Origin of the sequence: Sphingomonas lenta (assembly GCF_002288825.1) — a bacterium.
Taxonomy (GTDB): Bacteria; Pseudomonadota; Alphaproteobacteria; order Sphingomonadales; family Sphingomonadaceae; genus Sphingomonas; species Sphingomonas lenta.
In genome coordinates this window covers 229,738-242,747 of the sequence record NZ_NSLI01000002.1, presented here as the reverse complement: position 1 = coordinate 242,747, position 13,010 = coordinate 229,738, and the positions used below count along the sequence as shown (strand labels likewise).

The window sequence follows — 13,010 nt, the reverse complement described above, 5'->3', positions numbered from 1 at the left end:
CTCCCGTGCCCGACGAACGCGTCGCTTATCTCGGCGGCGGCGATCACCTGTTTCAGCGGCACATCGATGAGCGGATGGTCAATAATGCGGCCGCACGAAGCGAGCTGGAGCGTATCGGCGTGCGCCGATGGTGTGCGAACCTGCGGAACGCGCGATCGGCCGTCGTCGCGCGGTACGGACCCGCTTATCGTGCCGCGCTGATCTCGACGATGCGACAGGTCGTACCCGACGAGGTGCTCGCGTCGCGCATGGCGCTGGGATGGAACGCCGGCGTGATCACGATCTACCACAATCGGATCAGGGACGCGTTGGACGCTGCCGCCGGACCGCTCTTTGCCGAGGCCGGCTCGGAAGCAATCACGGCGTTCTCCGCCGCCGCCCGTTCCTCCCCTACCGTGGAGCGCGGTGCCGCCGACGAGCCGTTCGAGGACTGGAGCTTTGAACGACCCGTCGCGGTGCTGAACGCTTGCATGTTGCTGTCCGACCCGTCCGTCACGCGCGAGCAGTTCCTGACGCGCAAGGCGATCTTCGACGGCTTTCACCAACGTAAGGATGCCCGCTGATGCCTTGGACCCGCGACCAGATGGCCGCCCGCGCCGCCAAGGAGCTGCGCGACGGCTTCTACGTCAACCTCGGCATCGGTATCCCGACGCTGGTGGCGAACAACATACCCGAAGGCATGACCGTCACGCTCCAGTCGGAGAACGGCATGCTCGGCATCGGCCCGTTCCCGTACGAGGACGAGGTCGACCCCGACCTCATCAACGCCGGCAAGCAGACCATCTCCGAGCTGCCCCAGTCGGTCTATTTCTCGTCCAGCGACAGCTTCGCCATGATCCGCGGCGGCCATATCGACCTGACGGTCTTGGGCGCGATGGAGGTGGCGGAGAACGGCGACATCGCCAACTGGATGATCCCCGGCAAGATGATCAAGGGCATGGGCGGCGCCATGGACTTGGTCGCGGGCGTCAAGAAGATCATCGTCGTGATGGAGCACACGTCCAAGAACGGCGACCCCAAGTTCATCCCCGCCTGCACGCTGCCGCTCACCGGCAAGAACGTCGTGGACATGATCATCACCGACCTAGCGATGTTCCAGCGGCCGGACCACCAGTCGCCGTTCAAGCTGATCGAGCTCGCGCCCGGCGTGACCGCGGACGAGGTGAAGGCGAAGACGACCGCGCGGTACGAGGCGTAGCCGCATGGGCTACGTCCTCGTCACCGCTAACCGCAATTACTCCAGCTGGTCGCTCCGCCCCTGGCTGCTGATGCGCGGGCTCGGCATTCCGTTCGAGGACCGCGTCGAGCCCTTCGCATCCGACGACAACTGGGCCGCGTTCCGCGCCTTCTCGCCCACAGGGCAAGTGCCCGTCCTCCTCGACGGCGAGCACACCGTCTGGGATTCGCTCGGCATCGCGCTCTACCTCGCCGAACGGCATCCGGGCGTATGGCCGCGAGACGAGGGCGCGCGCGCCTGGGCCTATTCGGCCGTGTGCGAGATGCATGGCGGCTTCGCGGCGCTCCGCAACGAGCGCACCATGAACGTCGGCGTCCGTGTCGATCCCGCGCCGGGCTCGCCCGCGCTGGAGCGGGACGTCGCCCGCATCGCCGAGCTCTGGGCAGAGGGGCTGGAGCGGTTCGGCGGCCCCGGGCTCGCCGGGCCCGACTTCTCGGTCGTCGACGCCTTCTACGCACCCGTCGCCTACCGCGTCCGCACCTACGACCTCCACGTCGGCGAGCCCGGCCGGCGCTGGGTCGAGCACGTCTTGGCGCATCCCGCGATGCTCGACTGGGAGGCTCAGGCGCTCACCGAATCCTGGCGCGAAGAGAGCCACGAGACCGAGCTCGCGGCCACGGGCCGCATCGTCGCCGACCACCGTTCGCGCTAGACCTGTGCGCGTCCTCCTGACCGGTTCCTCCGGCTGGCTCGGCCGCTATCTCGCGCCCTTGCTGGCGCGCGCGGGTCATGAGGTCATCGGCTTCGACGTGGCGCCCGGCGAGCATACGCAGGTGGTCGCCTCGGTCGCCGACCGCGCCGCCGTCGAGCAGGCGTTCGCGGCGCGCCGACCGGAGGCGGTGGTCCACGCCGCCGCGCTGCACAAGCCGGACATCGCCCGCTACCCGCGCCAGGCGTTCATCGACGTCAACGTCACGGGCACGCTCAACCTGCTGGAGGTGGCGGTGACCGCCGGCTGCGATCGCTTCCTCTTCACCTCCACCACGTCGCTGATGATCAGCCGCGCCATCCGCGAGGGCAGGGGCGGCGAGGCGGCATGGGTCGACGAAGCGCTTGCGCCCCTGCTACCCCGCAACATCTACGGCGTGACCAAACTCGCCGCCGAGCGCCTCTGCCGCCTCATCCACGAGGAGCAGGGCCTGTCCATCCTGATCCTCCGCACTGGCCGCTTCTTCCCGGAGGAGGACGACACGCACCGCACGCTGTCGGGCGAGAACATGAAGGCGAACGAGCTGCTGCACCGCCGCCTGACCGTCGAGGACGCGGCCGACGCCCACCTCGTGGCACTGGAACGTGCGCCCGAGCTGGGCTTCGACACCTTCATCCTCTCCGCACCGACGCCTTTTTCGCGAGAGGATGCGGCCGAGCTGCGCCGCGACGCCCCCGCCGTGATCGCGCGCTACTTCCCCGAAGCCGCTGATCTGTACGCCCGTCGCGGCTGGCGCCTGCCGAGCGCGATCGACCGCGTGTACGACGCCGGCCATGCCGAGCGTCGCCTAGGCTGGCGCGCCCGCACGGACTTCGCCGCCGTACTGGACGCGCTGCGGACGGGGGCGCCGCTGCCCTTCGCGCACGACGCCGACTACGTCTCGCCCAAGGAAGGTTAGCCGAGCGCCTTCAGCGCCGCCGCTTCCGCATCGGCGGCCGGCGTCGCTATGTCGGGCACGACGCCCTTGCCCTCCCAGCCAGGTCCTTTCACCACCTCGTGCATGACGCCGATTGGCACGACCATCACGATCGGGCTCTCCAGGTCCATGCCGGCGCTAGGGTTGCCGCCGCCACCACTGGTCTCACCGACGACGATGCCGCGCCCGCGCACCTTCAGCTCATAGGCGACCGCCTCCGCCGCCGAGAAGCTGGCCTTGGACGTGAGGACATAGACGGGCTGCGTGGGGAATGCTGGGCTGGCGGGCGTGTCGGTGAACGCCCGCTCGATTCGCCTCGGTCCGTGGCGGCAGCTTCGACCCCATTCCGCTTGCGGATTGACGCACTCCCGCCAGGCGATGCCGTTCAGCTCGACTTTTTCGGGGAAGAGATGTCCCAGCAGCCGGTACATCGCCGCCTGCCCGCCGCCGCCGTTCGCGCGCAGGTCGATCACCAGCGCCCGCGCGCCGCGCAGGCGGTCCATCGCCGCATCGACCGCCCCGACCGATCTGTGGTCGCCGCTGAAGCCGGTCAGCTCGATCAGTCCTGCGCCGTTCGCCAGGCGTTCGACGCGCCGGATGCCGTAATTCGTCTCGGCACGGTCCGCGGGCGGAGGCTTGCCGTCGTGCAGGAAGAGGTGAAGATGCTTGTCGTTCGACGCCGCGAGCAGGTCGGCGTTGACCGACTTAATGAATGCGGCCGTGTCCGACTGCGCGAGGTGGCGGGCCTTGTTGGCCTCCAAACGCGCGCGGATCGCCGGTGCCTTCTCCGGGAAGACATAATGATCCAGCCGCCGCAGCAGCACGTCGAAGCTGTGCGCCCGCGTAGCCGCGTCCGGCTCGGCCGGACCGTTCGCGATCGTGATCAGCGCGGCCAGTCCGGCGAGCATCTTGGTTCCCGTCCGCATTCGGCATCTCCCCGCATTTCGAGCACGGCTAGGCGCAGCCGCTCACGCCGGCCAGCGTTTCGCGACGGAGCGACGAGGAAGCACCGCTTGCGCCCCCCGAAACACCCGTTAACCAAGAGCTTGAACGCGCCGGTGAGGGGCCGGCGTGCTTCATGGGGTGGGTGGGGACTTCGATCATGAAACGTGCGTTGTTCGCGTTGGTATTCGGCTGCGTCGTGAGCGGCGTCGCGGCTTATTCGGTGGGGGCGCAGACGCTTGGCTCCAAGGTGTCGCTGACGCGGCTCGACTGCGGCCAGTCCAAGGGGCCGCGCGACGTCGCCGCTTTCTCCGACACGCACGCCTATGACGGCGTGAAGATGCCGCTGGTGGCGAGCTGCTACCTGATCCGCCACGGCCAGGACGCGATGATTTGGGACACGGGCTACGCAGCGGCGACGCGCAATGATCCCAAGGCGCCGATCCGGCTCGAGCGCACCGTCGTCGAGCAGCTCCGCGACTTAGGCGTCGATCCCGCACGCGTGACGCGCATCGGCATCAGCCACTACCATGCCGACCACACCGGCCAGGCGCGTGACTTCCCGGGCGCGACTTTACTGATCGGCGCAGGCGACTGGGCCGCGGTCAGCGCGCCGACCCCGGCGCGCGGCGTCGACCCGGCGCCGCTCGCGCCCTGGGTGTCGGGCGGCGGCAAGGTCGAGCAGGTCACGGGCGACAAGGACGTGTTCGGCGATGGCAGCGTGGTGATGATCGACACGCCCGGCCACACGCCCGGCCACCATGCGTTGCTGGTGCGGCTGCGGGGGCGCGGCAACGTGCTCCTGACCGGCGACCTCGCGCATTTCCAGCGCAATTACGACACGAACGGCGTGCCGAGCTTCAACACCAACCGCGCCGATACGCTGGCGTCGCTCGACCGGTTCAAGCGCATGGCGGCGAACCTCAAGGCGACGGTGGTGATCCAGCACGAGCCCGCCGACGTCGCTAAGCTTCCCGCCTTCCCGCAAGCTGCGGAGTAGGACTGGACGCGGCGGCCCCGTCGCTGGCAAGAGCGCGCCCGGATAAGAGGTCGCACGGGAGAAGGCGAATGCGGGCGTTGCTGTCGAAGCAGGTGGGCGGGCCGGAGACGCTGGAGCTGAGCGAGCTTCCCGACCCGATGCCTAGCCCCGGCCAAGTACTGGTCGCGGTCAAGGCCTGCGCCATCAACTACCCCGACGTCCTCATCATCGAGGACAAGTACCAGTTCAAACCGCCGCGCCCCTTCGCGCCCGGCGGCGAGATCGCCGGCGTCGTGGAGGCGGTGGGCGAGGGCGTCCAGGGCTGGTCGACGGGCGACCGCATCATGGGCACGATCGGCAACGGCGGCCTCGTCGAGAAGATCGCGCTCGACCCGACCCGCATGTTCCGTCTGCCGGAGGGCCGCAGCTTCGCGGAGGGCGCGTCGCTCGTGCTCACCTACGGCACGACGATCCACGCGCTGCTCGACCGCGGCAAGTTGAAGGAGGGGCAGACGTTGCTCGTCCTCGGCGCGGCGGGCGGCGTCGGCTTGGCCGCGATCGAGCTCGGCAAGGCGTTCGGCGCGCGCGTCGTGGCCGCGGTCTCGTCCGACGAGAAGGCCGAAGCCGCGCGCCAAGCGGGCGCGGACGAGGCTATCGTCTACCCCCGCGCGCCGTTCGACAAGGAACAGTCCAAAGCGCTCGCCGACCAGTTCAAGGCCGCGGTCGGCCCCCAAGGCGCTGACGTCATCTACGACCCCGTCGGCGGCGATTATTGCGAGCCGGCGCTGCGCTCGATCGCGTGGGAAGGGCGCTACTTGGTGGTCGGCTTCCCGGCCGGCATCCCCAAGCTGCCGCTCAACCTCACGCTGCTGAAGAGCTGCGACGTGTGCGGCGTCTTCTGGGGGGCGTTCGCCGCGCGCGACCCGCAGGCCAACCAGGCGCACATCGACCACCTGTTCCGCCTCTGGGAGCAGGGCAAGATCAACCCGCGCGTGACCGAGACCTTCCCGCTCGAGCGCGGCGGCGACGCCATCGCCAAGATGGCCGCCCGCGGCGCGATCGGTAAGCTCGTCGTGGAGATGTGACCGGGGCGCCCGAGCCCTGGGATGCCGGCGACGGGCTCGCCGGATATGTGTGGCGGGCCGCGGAGCCGCGTGGCCGACTGCTCCTGCAGCACGGCTTCGGCGAATATGCCGAGCGCTACGTCGAGCGGTACAGCCGCCTGATCCCGCGGCTCACGGGCGTCGGCTTCGACGTGTACGCGTTCGACGCGCCCGGCCACGGCCGCTCGCCGGGCCGGCGCGGCGTGGTCGACGTGCGCGAACTCGTCGCACGCCACCTCGCCGCCCGTCGCGAGCTTGCGCGGGGCGGCGGTCCGCTATTCCTGTTCGGCCACTCGCTGGGCGGCCTCGTCACCGCCGCGAGCGTCGCGCGCGAGCCGGACGGCGTGGCGGCCGTGGTGCTGAGCGGGCCCGCGCTGCTGATCGAGGCGAACGCGCCCACGCGCTGGCTCGCCGCCCCCGTCGCCGGCGTCGCGCCGGCGCTCGGCATCCGCCCGCCGCTCGACCCCGCCGGCGTCTCGCGCCTGGAGGAGGAGGTGCGGCTCTATGCAGCCGACCCGATGGTGTACCGCGGCAAGCTCCCCGCCCTGGTCGGCGTGACGGCGGTGGCGGTCGCGCGGGAGGGCTGGGGCCGCTACCCCGAGTGGCGCGCCCCGACGCTGGTCGTCCACGGCACCGCCGACACCTTCACCGATCCGGAAGGCAGTCGTCGGTTCGTCGGCACGATCCGGTCGGAGGACAAGCGGTTGCTGCTCGTTCCTGACGGTCGGCACGAGCTGCTGAACGACCTGGATCGCGAGCACGTCGCGGAGGTGGTGCTTACCTGGCTGCGCGACCGTCTGCCCGCCGACCGTTGAGTCGCTTGCGCCCGTTGCCTCTACCAACGGCGCCGCCTATCTCGGATGAGTAGAACAGGGGACCGCGAGGAGCCATGACCACCTTCGACGATCGCGAACGCGCCTTCGAGACCAAGTTCGCGCGCGACGAGGAGATGGCGTTCCGCGTCACCGCGCGCCGCAACAGGCTGGTGGCCCAGTGGGCGGCCGAGCTCATGCGGCTGACCCCCGCGGAGACCGACGCCTACGCCAAGGCCGTGGTCCAGGCCGACTTCGAGGAGGCGGGCGACGAGGACGTCGTGCGCAAGCTGGTCGCCGACCTCACCGCCGCCGATGTGGACGTCGGCGAGGCTGACGTTCGACGCGCGCTCGAGGAGAAGCAGGTCGAGGCCCGCCGCCAGCTCATGGAGTCGCAGTAGGTGCCGATGCAAGCCCCGCAGATCGAGGCGATGATCAAGGCCGCGATCCCCGACGCCGAGGTGGAGATCACCGACCTGGCCGGCGACGGCGACCATTACGCCGCCCGCGTCGTCGCGCGCAGCTTCGCCGGCATGAGTCGCGTGGCCCAGACCCGCGCCGTCTACGCGGCCCTTGGCGAGCATATGGGCACGACCCTACATGCGTTGCAGCTGACGACCGCTGTCCCGAAGGACTGACCCTCATGACCGACGAAACGACCCACGCCCGCATCGACCGGATGGTGAAGGGCAGCCCCGTGCTGCTGTTCATGAAGGGCACGCCGCTCTTTCCGCAATGCGGCTTCTCCAGCCGCGCCGTCGCGATCCTCCAGCACCTCAACGTCGAGTTCGACTCGGTCGACGTGCTCCAGGACCAGGGTGTGCGCCAGGGCATCAAGGCGTATAGCGACTGGCCGACCATCCCGCAGCTTTACGTCAACGGCGAGTTCGTCGGCGGATCGGACATCATGATGGAGATGTACGAGTCCGGCGAGCTGGCGCAGATGTTCGAGAAGCCTGCGGCTGCCTGATCAAGACCATCGTCGTCACCCCGGACTTGTTCCGGGGTCCATCGACGTGAGCGCACGAACGTTTGGGAGTGCGCACCACCGTCCGCTCCAGTGCTCGCGGACGGTTCGCCCGGACTTCGATGGACCCCGGAACAAGTCCGGGGTGACGTACGAAGGTGGGGAGTGGTCACCCTGTCCGGCACCTGAACATCTGCTTCGGATCAAGTTCAGCCCTCCGCGCGTAATGCGTAACGAATGCTCTTGGAGACTTCCGCCCGCGGTGCCGATGCTCGCCCGTTGCTCGTCTGCGACCTGACGCAGAGCTGGTCTCCGACCGGGGGCGGCGGGATCAGCACCTACCTCCGCGAGAAGCGCGACTACGTCCTCTCCCGTACGCCGCACCACCTGCTCCAGATCGTGCCGGGACCGGAGGATCGGATCACCACCAACGGCCGCCACGTCTTCGCCGAGGTCGCCGCCGACACGGTGCGCGGCAGCCCCAATTACCGCTTCATCCTGCGTACCTCCAAGGTCCGCGAGCTGCTCGCGCGCTATCGTCCCGACCTGATCGAGTCGCTCTGCCCCTGGGTGCTGCCCTGGGCCGCCATCGAGCATCGTCGGCGCTTTCCGGAGACGGCGCTCGTCGCGGGCTACCGCACCGACTTCCCCAACGCGCACGTCCGTCGCGTCATGCGTCCGCTCGTCGGCGACCTGCTCGCGCGCGGCCTCCGCCATCTCAGCTACGGCTATACCGAGCTCACCTATCGCGAGTTCGATCAGGTCTACACGTTGGGCGAGGAGGCCCGCGACGCGCTCGCCCGGTGCAACGTCACCCGCACCGACGTGCTGCCGCTCGGCGTCGACACCTCGCTGTTCAACCCCGACAAGCGCGATCGCGCCTACCGCGCCGAACTCGGGCTGCCGGGCTCCGGCCCGTTGCTGATCTACGCCGGCCGCATCGACAACGAGAAGCGTGCGGACCGCCTCGTCGAGATGTTCCGCCGCCTGCCGCCTGACCTCGACGCGGCGCTGGTGATGGTCGGCGACGGCAAGCTCCGCGCGCCGCTCGTTGAGCGGGCGAGGGGACTACCCATCGCCTTTCCCGGTTTCGAGACCGATCGCGCGCGCCTCGCCCGCGCGCTGGCTTCCGCGGACGTCTACGTTTCGGCGATGGCCGACGAGACGTTCGGCATCTCCGTGCTGGAGGCGCAGGCGGCGGGTCTGCCCGTGGTCGGCGTCGCATCGGGCGCGATGCCCGCGCGCGTTCCGCCCGGCCTGGGCCGGCTCGGCCCCGTGGACGATGTGGACGCCATGGCCACGAACGTTCTGGCCGTGCTGCGTGACGGCCCTCGCGCGATCGGCGCCGCCGCCCGCGCACATGTCGAGGAGCGGTTCAGCTGGACCGCGACGTTCAACCGGCTGTTCACGCGCATATACCCGAAGGCGCTCGCCCGCGCCGCGTCCCGCGCGCCCGCGCGTCGTTTCGCCAGAAGGTCGGAGGAAGCCTTGGCCGGGTGAGGGCGGGCCGACGCGAGACCGTGGAAGCTGTCGACCCGCCCTGCTGAAGCGCTGCGCGCTCGGCGTGCCCCCACTTATGCACCGTGCATGCCAGCTTCGCGCTGACCGGCTTTTCCGCGCCCGACGATGGTTAAGGCGCCGTCCAGCTCCGCCGCGCTTGTAAAGATCGCCGACATCCCGTCGCCGCGCCGTCGCGACCCACTTGACTACACCCGTAAACAGGAGCAATTACATACGTAATCAGCGTAAGGAGCGAGTCGTGGCCGAACGGATCAGCGATGCCGAGCACGCGGTGATGGAGGTCTTATGGGACCAGTCGCCCCTGACCGCTCAGGAGGTTGTCGAGCGCGTCGACCCGTCGCGGGGCTGGAGCGCCAACACCGTCAAGACGCTGCTCGGGCGTCTGCTCGCCAAGTCCGCCGTCACCGCCGAGGAGGACGGCCGCCGCTATCTTTACCGCCCCGCGGTCGAGCGGGAGGACTATGTCGCCGGCGAGTCGCAGCGGCTCATCGACCGCCTCTTCGGCGGCAAGCTCACGCCGCTGGTGGCGCACCTCGCTGAACGTGATAAGATTTCCGACAGCGACATCGCCGAGATCGAAGCGCTTCTGAAGGAGCTCAAGAAATGATCTCCTGCCCCGTCGACGCCATCATCGCCTCCACGTTGCTCATGGTCGTGGTGCTCCTCATCCGCGTGCCCGTGCGGCGGATGTTCGGGCCCACCGTCGCCTACGCGCTCTGGGCGTTGCCGGCGCTCCGCCTGCTGCTGCCGCCCTTGCCCGAGAGCCTGCGCCAGACCGCCTCCACGCCGATCAGTCAGGCCGCTGAGGCCGTCTACTACGTCGTCGGCACGCCGGAAGTCGCCGCCGCGCCCGGCGTGCAGGGCACCGACTATGCCGCGCTCGCGGTGAGCCTGTGGGCGGCGATCGCGGCGGCGTTCCTGCTCTTCCACCTCGTCCAGTACGCGGTGTTCCGCACGCGTCTGCTCCGCCGGCACCAACCCGTCGAGCGCATCGGCAACGTGCGCGTCGTGCTGAGCCCCGCCGCGCCCGGACCGCTCGCCTTCGGCGTGCTCGAGCGCTACGTCGCGCTCCCGGCCGACCTCGACGCCCGCTACGACGCCGACGAGCAGGCGCTGGCGCTGGCGCACGAGCTCGGCCACCACGCCCGCGGCGACCTGGCCGCGAACTGGGTCGCGCTGGCGGTGCTCGCCATCCATTGGTGGAACCCGATCGCCTGGATGGCGCACCGCGCCTTCCGCGCCGACCAGGAGCTGGCGAACGACGCCCGCGTCCTGCGCGAGCGGGGCCACGAGGCCGCCCACGCCTACGCCTGCGCGATTCTGAAAGCGGCGCACGGCGGCGCGATCGCCGCGGCCTGCCACCTCCACACCATCAACGACCTGAAGGGACGTCTGCGCATGCTGAAGCAGGGACCCACGCCCACCCGCCGCCTGTTCGCCGGCGCGGCCACCGTTTCGGTGCTCGCCGCCGCCGGCCTGGCGCTCACCGCGTCCGGCACCGCCGCGACCGCCGCCGTGAAGGCAGGCGTCAACGAGACGATCGGCGTCGACCTCGACGCCGCCGCCGCCGTAGTCGTCGAAGAGGCGCTGCCGCAGGTCGCGGCGCTCGCGCCGATCGCCCGGCCCGCGCCCGCCGCGCCGCCGGCGGCCCCGGCCCCGCTTGCGCCCGTCATCGCGCAGGTCCCGCCCGCGCCGCCGACGCTTCCCGCGCCGCCGGTCCCGCCCTCGCCCGAACTCGCGCAGGTCCCGCCCGCGCTGCCGGCCCCGCCTGCTGCGCCGACCTGGAACGGCCGCCATTCCTTCCAGTTCTTTCGACAGGCCGACGGCAAGCCCGTCCGCTTCGCCTTCCGTGACGGCGCGCCGCGCTCGTTCCGCTTCGACGTCCAGGAGCGCCGCTGCCCCGGCGACGACCGGCGGCCGGTCGTGATCCAGCAGCGCAAGGGCGACAAGCGCGTCACCGTGATCTGCACCAACCGCATCGAGCGGCTAGCCGAGGAGTCCGCCCGCATGGCCGAACGTCACGCCGAGCTCGCCGCCCGCGCGCCGGAGATCCATCGTCGCGCGCTGGAAGGCGCGCTTCGCGGCCTGGATGCAGCCCGCACGTCCATCGAAGTCAACCCGAACCTGACCCCCGACCAGAAGCGCGAGGCGCTGGAGGGCATCGCGGAGGGCGAGCGCGAGATCCGCGCCGACCTCCAACGCGCGGACTGACGCCCGACGACGGAGGAGTTGCTTCGGGCGGCCGTCGCGGCCACATCGCCGCCCATGGCCGCTCTCCCGCCGCCGGTCGGCACCTGCATCCAGCTGAACCCGCTTGTCGCCCGGGTCCTCGCGCCCAACCCGTCGCCCTACACCTACACCGGCACGCAGACGCACATCGTCGGCGAGCGCGCGCTGGCCGTCATCGACCCCGGCCCCGACGATCCCGCCCATCTCGACGCGCTGCTCCGCGCCATCGACGGCCGCCCGGTCTCCGCGATCCTCGTCACCCACCACCATCGCGACCACAGCCCCGCCACCCGCCCGCTCGCCCGCGCGACCGGTGCACCGATCATCGGCGCGGCGCCCTTCCACCTCAGCGACGAAGGCCCCCGAGCCGACGCCGCGTTCGACGCCGACTACGCGCCTACCCAAGTGCTCGCCGACCGCGACACGGTGGAGGGCGACGGCTGGACGCTCCGGGCGCTCGCCACGCCCGGCCACACCTCCAACCACCTCGCCTTCGAGCTCGTAGGCACGGGCGCGCTCTTCTCGGGCGACCACGTCATGGGCTGGTCCACCACCGTCGTTTCGCCGCCCGACGGCGACATGACCGCGTACATGGCCTCGTTAGAGCTGCTCCTCGCCCGCGAGGACCGCGTCTACCATCCCGGCCACGGCGAGCAGGTCGACAACCCCCGCCGCTTCGTCCGCGGCCTGCTCGGCCACCGCAAGCAGCGCGAAGGACAGATCCTGCGCCTGCTGGGCAAAGGACCCCACGCCATTCCCGACATGACCCGCCACATGTACGTCGGCCTCGACCCGCGCCTGCTCCCCGCCGCCGAGCGTTCGGTGCTCGCCCATCTGATCGACCTCACCCGCCAGGGCGCGGTTGCGGAGGAAGAAGGCGTGTGGAGGACCGCCCGTTGAAACGCCTCGTCACGCTCGCGGTGGTGCTGGCGCTCGTCGTCCTCGGCGTCGTCGCCTACGTCACCTACCGCGACTACGCCAAGTCCTACGCCGTCGAGCGCGAGGAGCAGACCGCCGTCGCCCGCGTCGTCACCTCCACCTTCGCCGGCCGCAGCGACCTGCGCGTCGGCACGCTGACCGGCACTGTCCAGAGCGTCGCCACCGACAGCCGCGCCTTCGGCCTCTTGAACTCCGACCAGGTGATGAAGGCGCCCTACTCGGTCGACTATTTCGTTGACGTGTCGCGGCTCGGCCTTGACGACTACATCTGGAACCCGGAGGCGCGCACGCTCACCGTCCGCATGCCGCCCGTCGAGGTCGGCCGCGCCAACGTCGACGAGTCCCGCCGCACGCTCGTCCAGACCCGCGGCCTCATCGTCACCCGCGGCGCGGCGGAGAAGCTCGCTCAGGCCACCTCCGCCCGCGCCCAGCGCCTCGCCCAGTCCAAGGCGCAGGAACCCGAACAGATCGCCCGCGCGCGCGACCGGGCCAAGAGCGTCGTCGCGAACTTCCTCCGCACCCCTCTCACCGCCGCGGGCCTGGCAAACGTGCGCGTCGTCCCCGTCTTCCCGGACGAGCTCGGCCCCGAGAACAGCGACCGCTGGGACGTGACGCGGTCGTTGCAGGAAGTGCTGGCCGACCCCAAATACAAATAG

Annotated in this window: 16 protein-coding genes; 15 read left to right on the top strand and 1 reads right to left on the bottom strand. The window is 70.4% G+C overall.

Annotation, left to right across the window (positions count from 1 at the left end; translation table 11 throughout):
- The first annotated feature begins 5 nt into the window (after positions 1-5).
- Genes CKY28_RS04370 through CKY28_RS04355 form a run of 4 tightly spaced genes read left to right on the top strand, consistent with a single transcriptional unit; the run spans position 6 to position 2,844 of the window.
- Positions 6-563, top strand: a complete 558-nt coding sequence (locus CKY28_RS04370; protein ID WP_141243847.1) for a hypothetical protein — start codon at positions 6-8, stop codon at positions 561-563.
- Positions 563-1,198: a CoA transferase subunit B gene (locus CKY28_RS04365; protein ID WP_095997125.1), complete on the top strand. Its 636-nt coding sequence runs from the start codon at positions 563-565 to the stop codon at positions 1,196-1,198. The genes CKY28_RS04370 and CKY28_RS04365 overlap by 1 nt, the downstream gene beginning before the upstream one ends.
- 4 nt (positions 1,199-1,202) lie before the next feature.
- Positions 1,203-1,889 (top strand): glutathione S-transferase family protein, encoded by a 687-nt coding sequence (locus tag CKY28_RS04360; protein ID WP_095997124.1) that lies wholly within the window; start codon positions 1,203-1,205, stop codon positions 1,887-1,889.
- Positions 1,890-1,893: 4 nt separating this feature from the next.
- Positions 1,894-2,844 carry an NAD-dependent epimerase/dehydratase family protein gene (locus tag CKY28_RS04355; RefSeq protein WP_095997123.1) on the top strand — a complete coding sequence of 317 codons (951 nt, stop codon included), beginning with the start codon at positions 1,894-1,896 and terminating at the stop codon, positions 2,842-2,844.
- Here CKY28_RS04355 and CKY28_RS04350 read toward each other — a convergent pair.
- Positions 2,841-3,788: a S41 family peptidase gene (locus CKY28_RS04350; RefSeq protein ID WP_095997122.1), complete on the bottom strand. Its 948-nt coding sequence runs from the start codon at positions 3,786-3,788 to the stop codon at positions 2,841-2,843. The two genes, CKY28_RS04355 and CKY28_RS04350, sit on opposite strands and share 4 nt — an antisense overlap.
- A 176-nt stretch (positions 3,789-3,964) precedes the next feature.
- Here CKY28_RS04350 and CKY28_RS04345 point away from each other — a divergent pair, with 176 nt between their 5' ends.
- From CKY28_RS04345 to CKY28_RS04295, 11 genes are all read left to right on the top strand, one after another.
- Complete coding sequence (locus CKY28_RS04345) at positions 3,965-4,804, top strand: N-acyl homoserine lactonase family protein (RefSeq protein WP_095997121.1); 840 nt, start codon at positions 3,965-3,967, stop codon at positions 4,802-4,804.
- 68 nt (positions 4,805-4,872) lie between these two features.
- The gene (locus CKY28_RS04340) at positions 4,873-5,868 is read left to right on the top strand and encodes an NADPH:quinone oxidoreductase family protein (RefSeq protein WP_176472950.1); all 996 of its coding nucleotides are present in this window, start codon (positions 4,873-4,875) and stop codon (positions 5,866-5,868) included.
- Positions 5,865-6,701, top strand: coding sequence for an alpha/beta hydrolase (locus tag CKY28_RS04335; protein ID WP_095997120.1), 837 nt, complete (start codon positions 5,865-5,867; stop codon positions 6,699-6,701). Before CKY28_RS04340 ends, CKY28_RS04335 begins: the two co-directional genes overlap by 4 nt.
- A 74-nt stretch (positions 6,702-6,775) precedes the next feature.
- Positions 6,776-7,099, top strand: coding sequence for a DUF1476 domain-containing protein (locus CKY28_RS04330; protein WP_095997119.1), 324 nt, complete (start codon positions 6,776-6,778; stop codon positions 7,097-7,099).
- Positions 7,100-7,105: 6 nt separating this feature from the next.
- On the top strand, positions 7,106-7,336 hold the full coding sequence (locus CKY28_RS04325) for a BolA/IbaG family iron-sulfur metabolism protein (RefSeq protein WP_425442486.1): 231 nt from the start codon (positions 7,106-7,108) through the stop codon (positions 7,334-7,336).
- Positions 7,337-7,341: 5 nt separating this feature from the next.
- Positions 7,342-7,668, top strand: coding sequence for a Grx4 family monothiol glutaredoxin (gene grxD, locus CKY28_RS04320; RefSeq protein WP_095997117.1), 327 nt, complete (start codon positions 7,342-7,344; stop codon positions 7,666-7,668).
- Positions 7,669-7,902: 234 nt separating this feature from the next.
- Positions 7,903-9,165, top strand: coding sequence for a glycosyltransferase (locus CKY28_RS04315; protein ID WP_095997116.1), 1,263 nt, complete (start codon positions 7,903-7,905; stop codon positions 9,163-9,165).
- A gap of 259 nt (positions 9,166-9,424) precedes the next feature.
- Entirely contained in the window at positions 9,425-9,793 is a 369-nt protein-coding gene (locus CKY28_RS04310; RefSeq protein WP_095997115.1) for a BlaI/MecI/CopY family transcriptional regulator, read from the top strand.
- The gene (locus CKY28_RS04305; RefSeq protein WP_095997114.1) at positions 9,790-11,397 is read left to right on the top strand and encodes a M56 family metallopeptidase; all 1,608 of its coding nucleotides are present in this window, start codon (positions 9,790-9,792) and stop codon (positions 11,395-11,397) included. Before CKY28_RS04310 ends, CKY28_RS04305 begins: the two co-directional genes overlap by 4 nt.
- 54 nt (positions 11,398-11,451) lie before the next feature.
- The gene (locus CKY28_RS04300) at positions 11,452-12,315 is read left to right on the top strand and encodes an MBL fold metallo-hydrolase (protein ID WP_095997113.1); all 864 of its coding nucleotides are present in this window, start codon (positions 11,452-11,454) and stop codon (positions 12,313-12,315) included.
- The gene (locus tag CKY28_RS04295; RefSeq protein ID WP_141243846.1) at positions 12,312-13,010 is read left to right on the top strand and encodes a DUF4230 domain-containing protein; all 699 of its coding nucleotides are present in this window, start codon (positions 12,312-12,314) and stop codon (positions 13,008-13,010) included. Before CKY28_RS04300 ends, CKY28_RS04295 begins: the two co-directional genes overlap by 4 nt.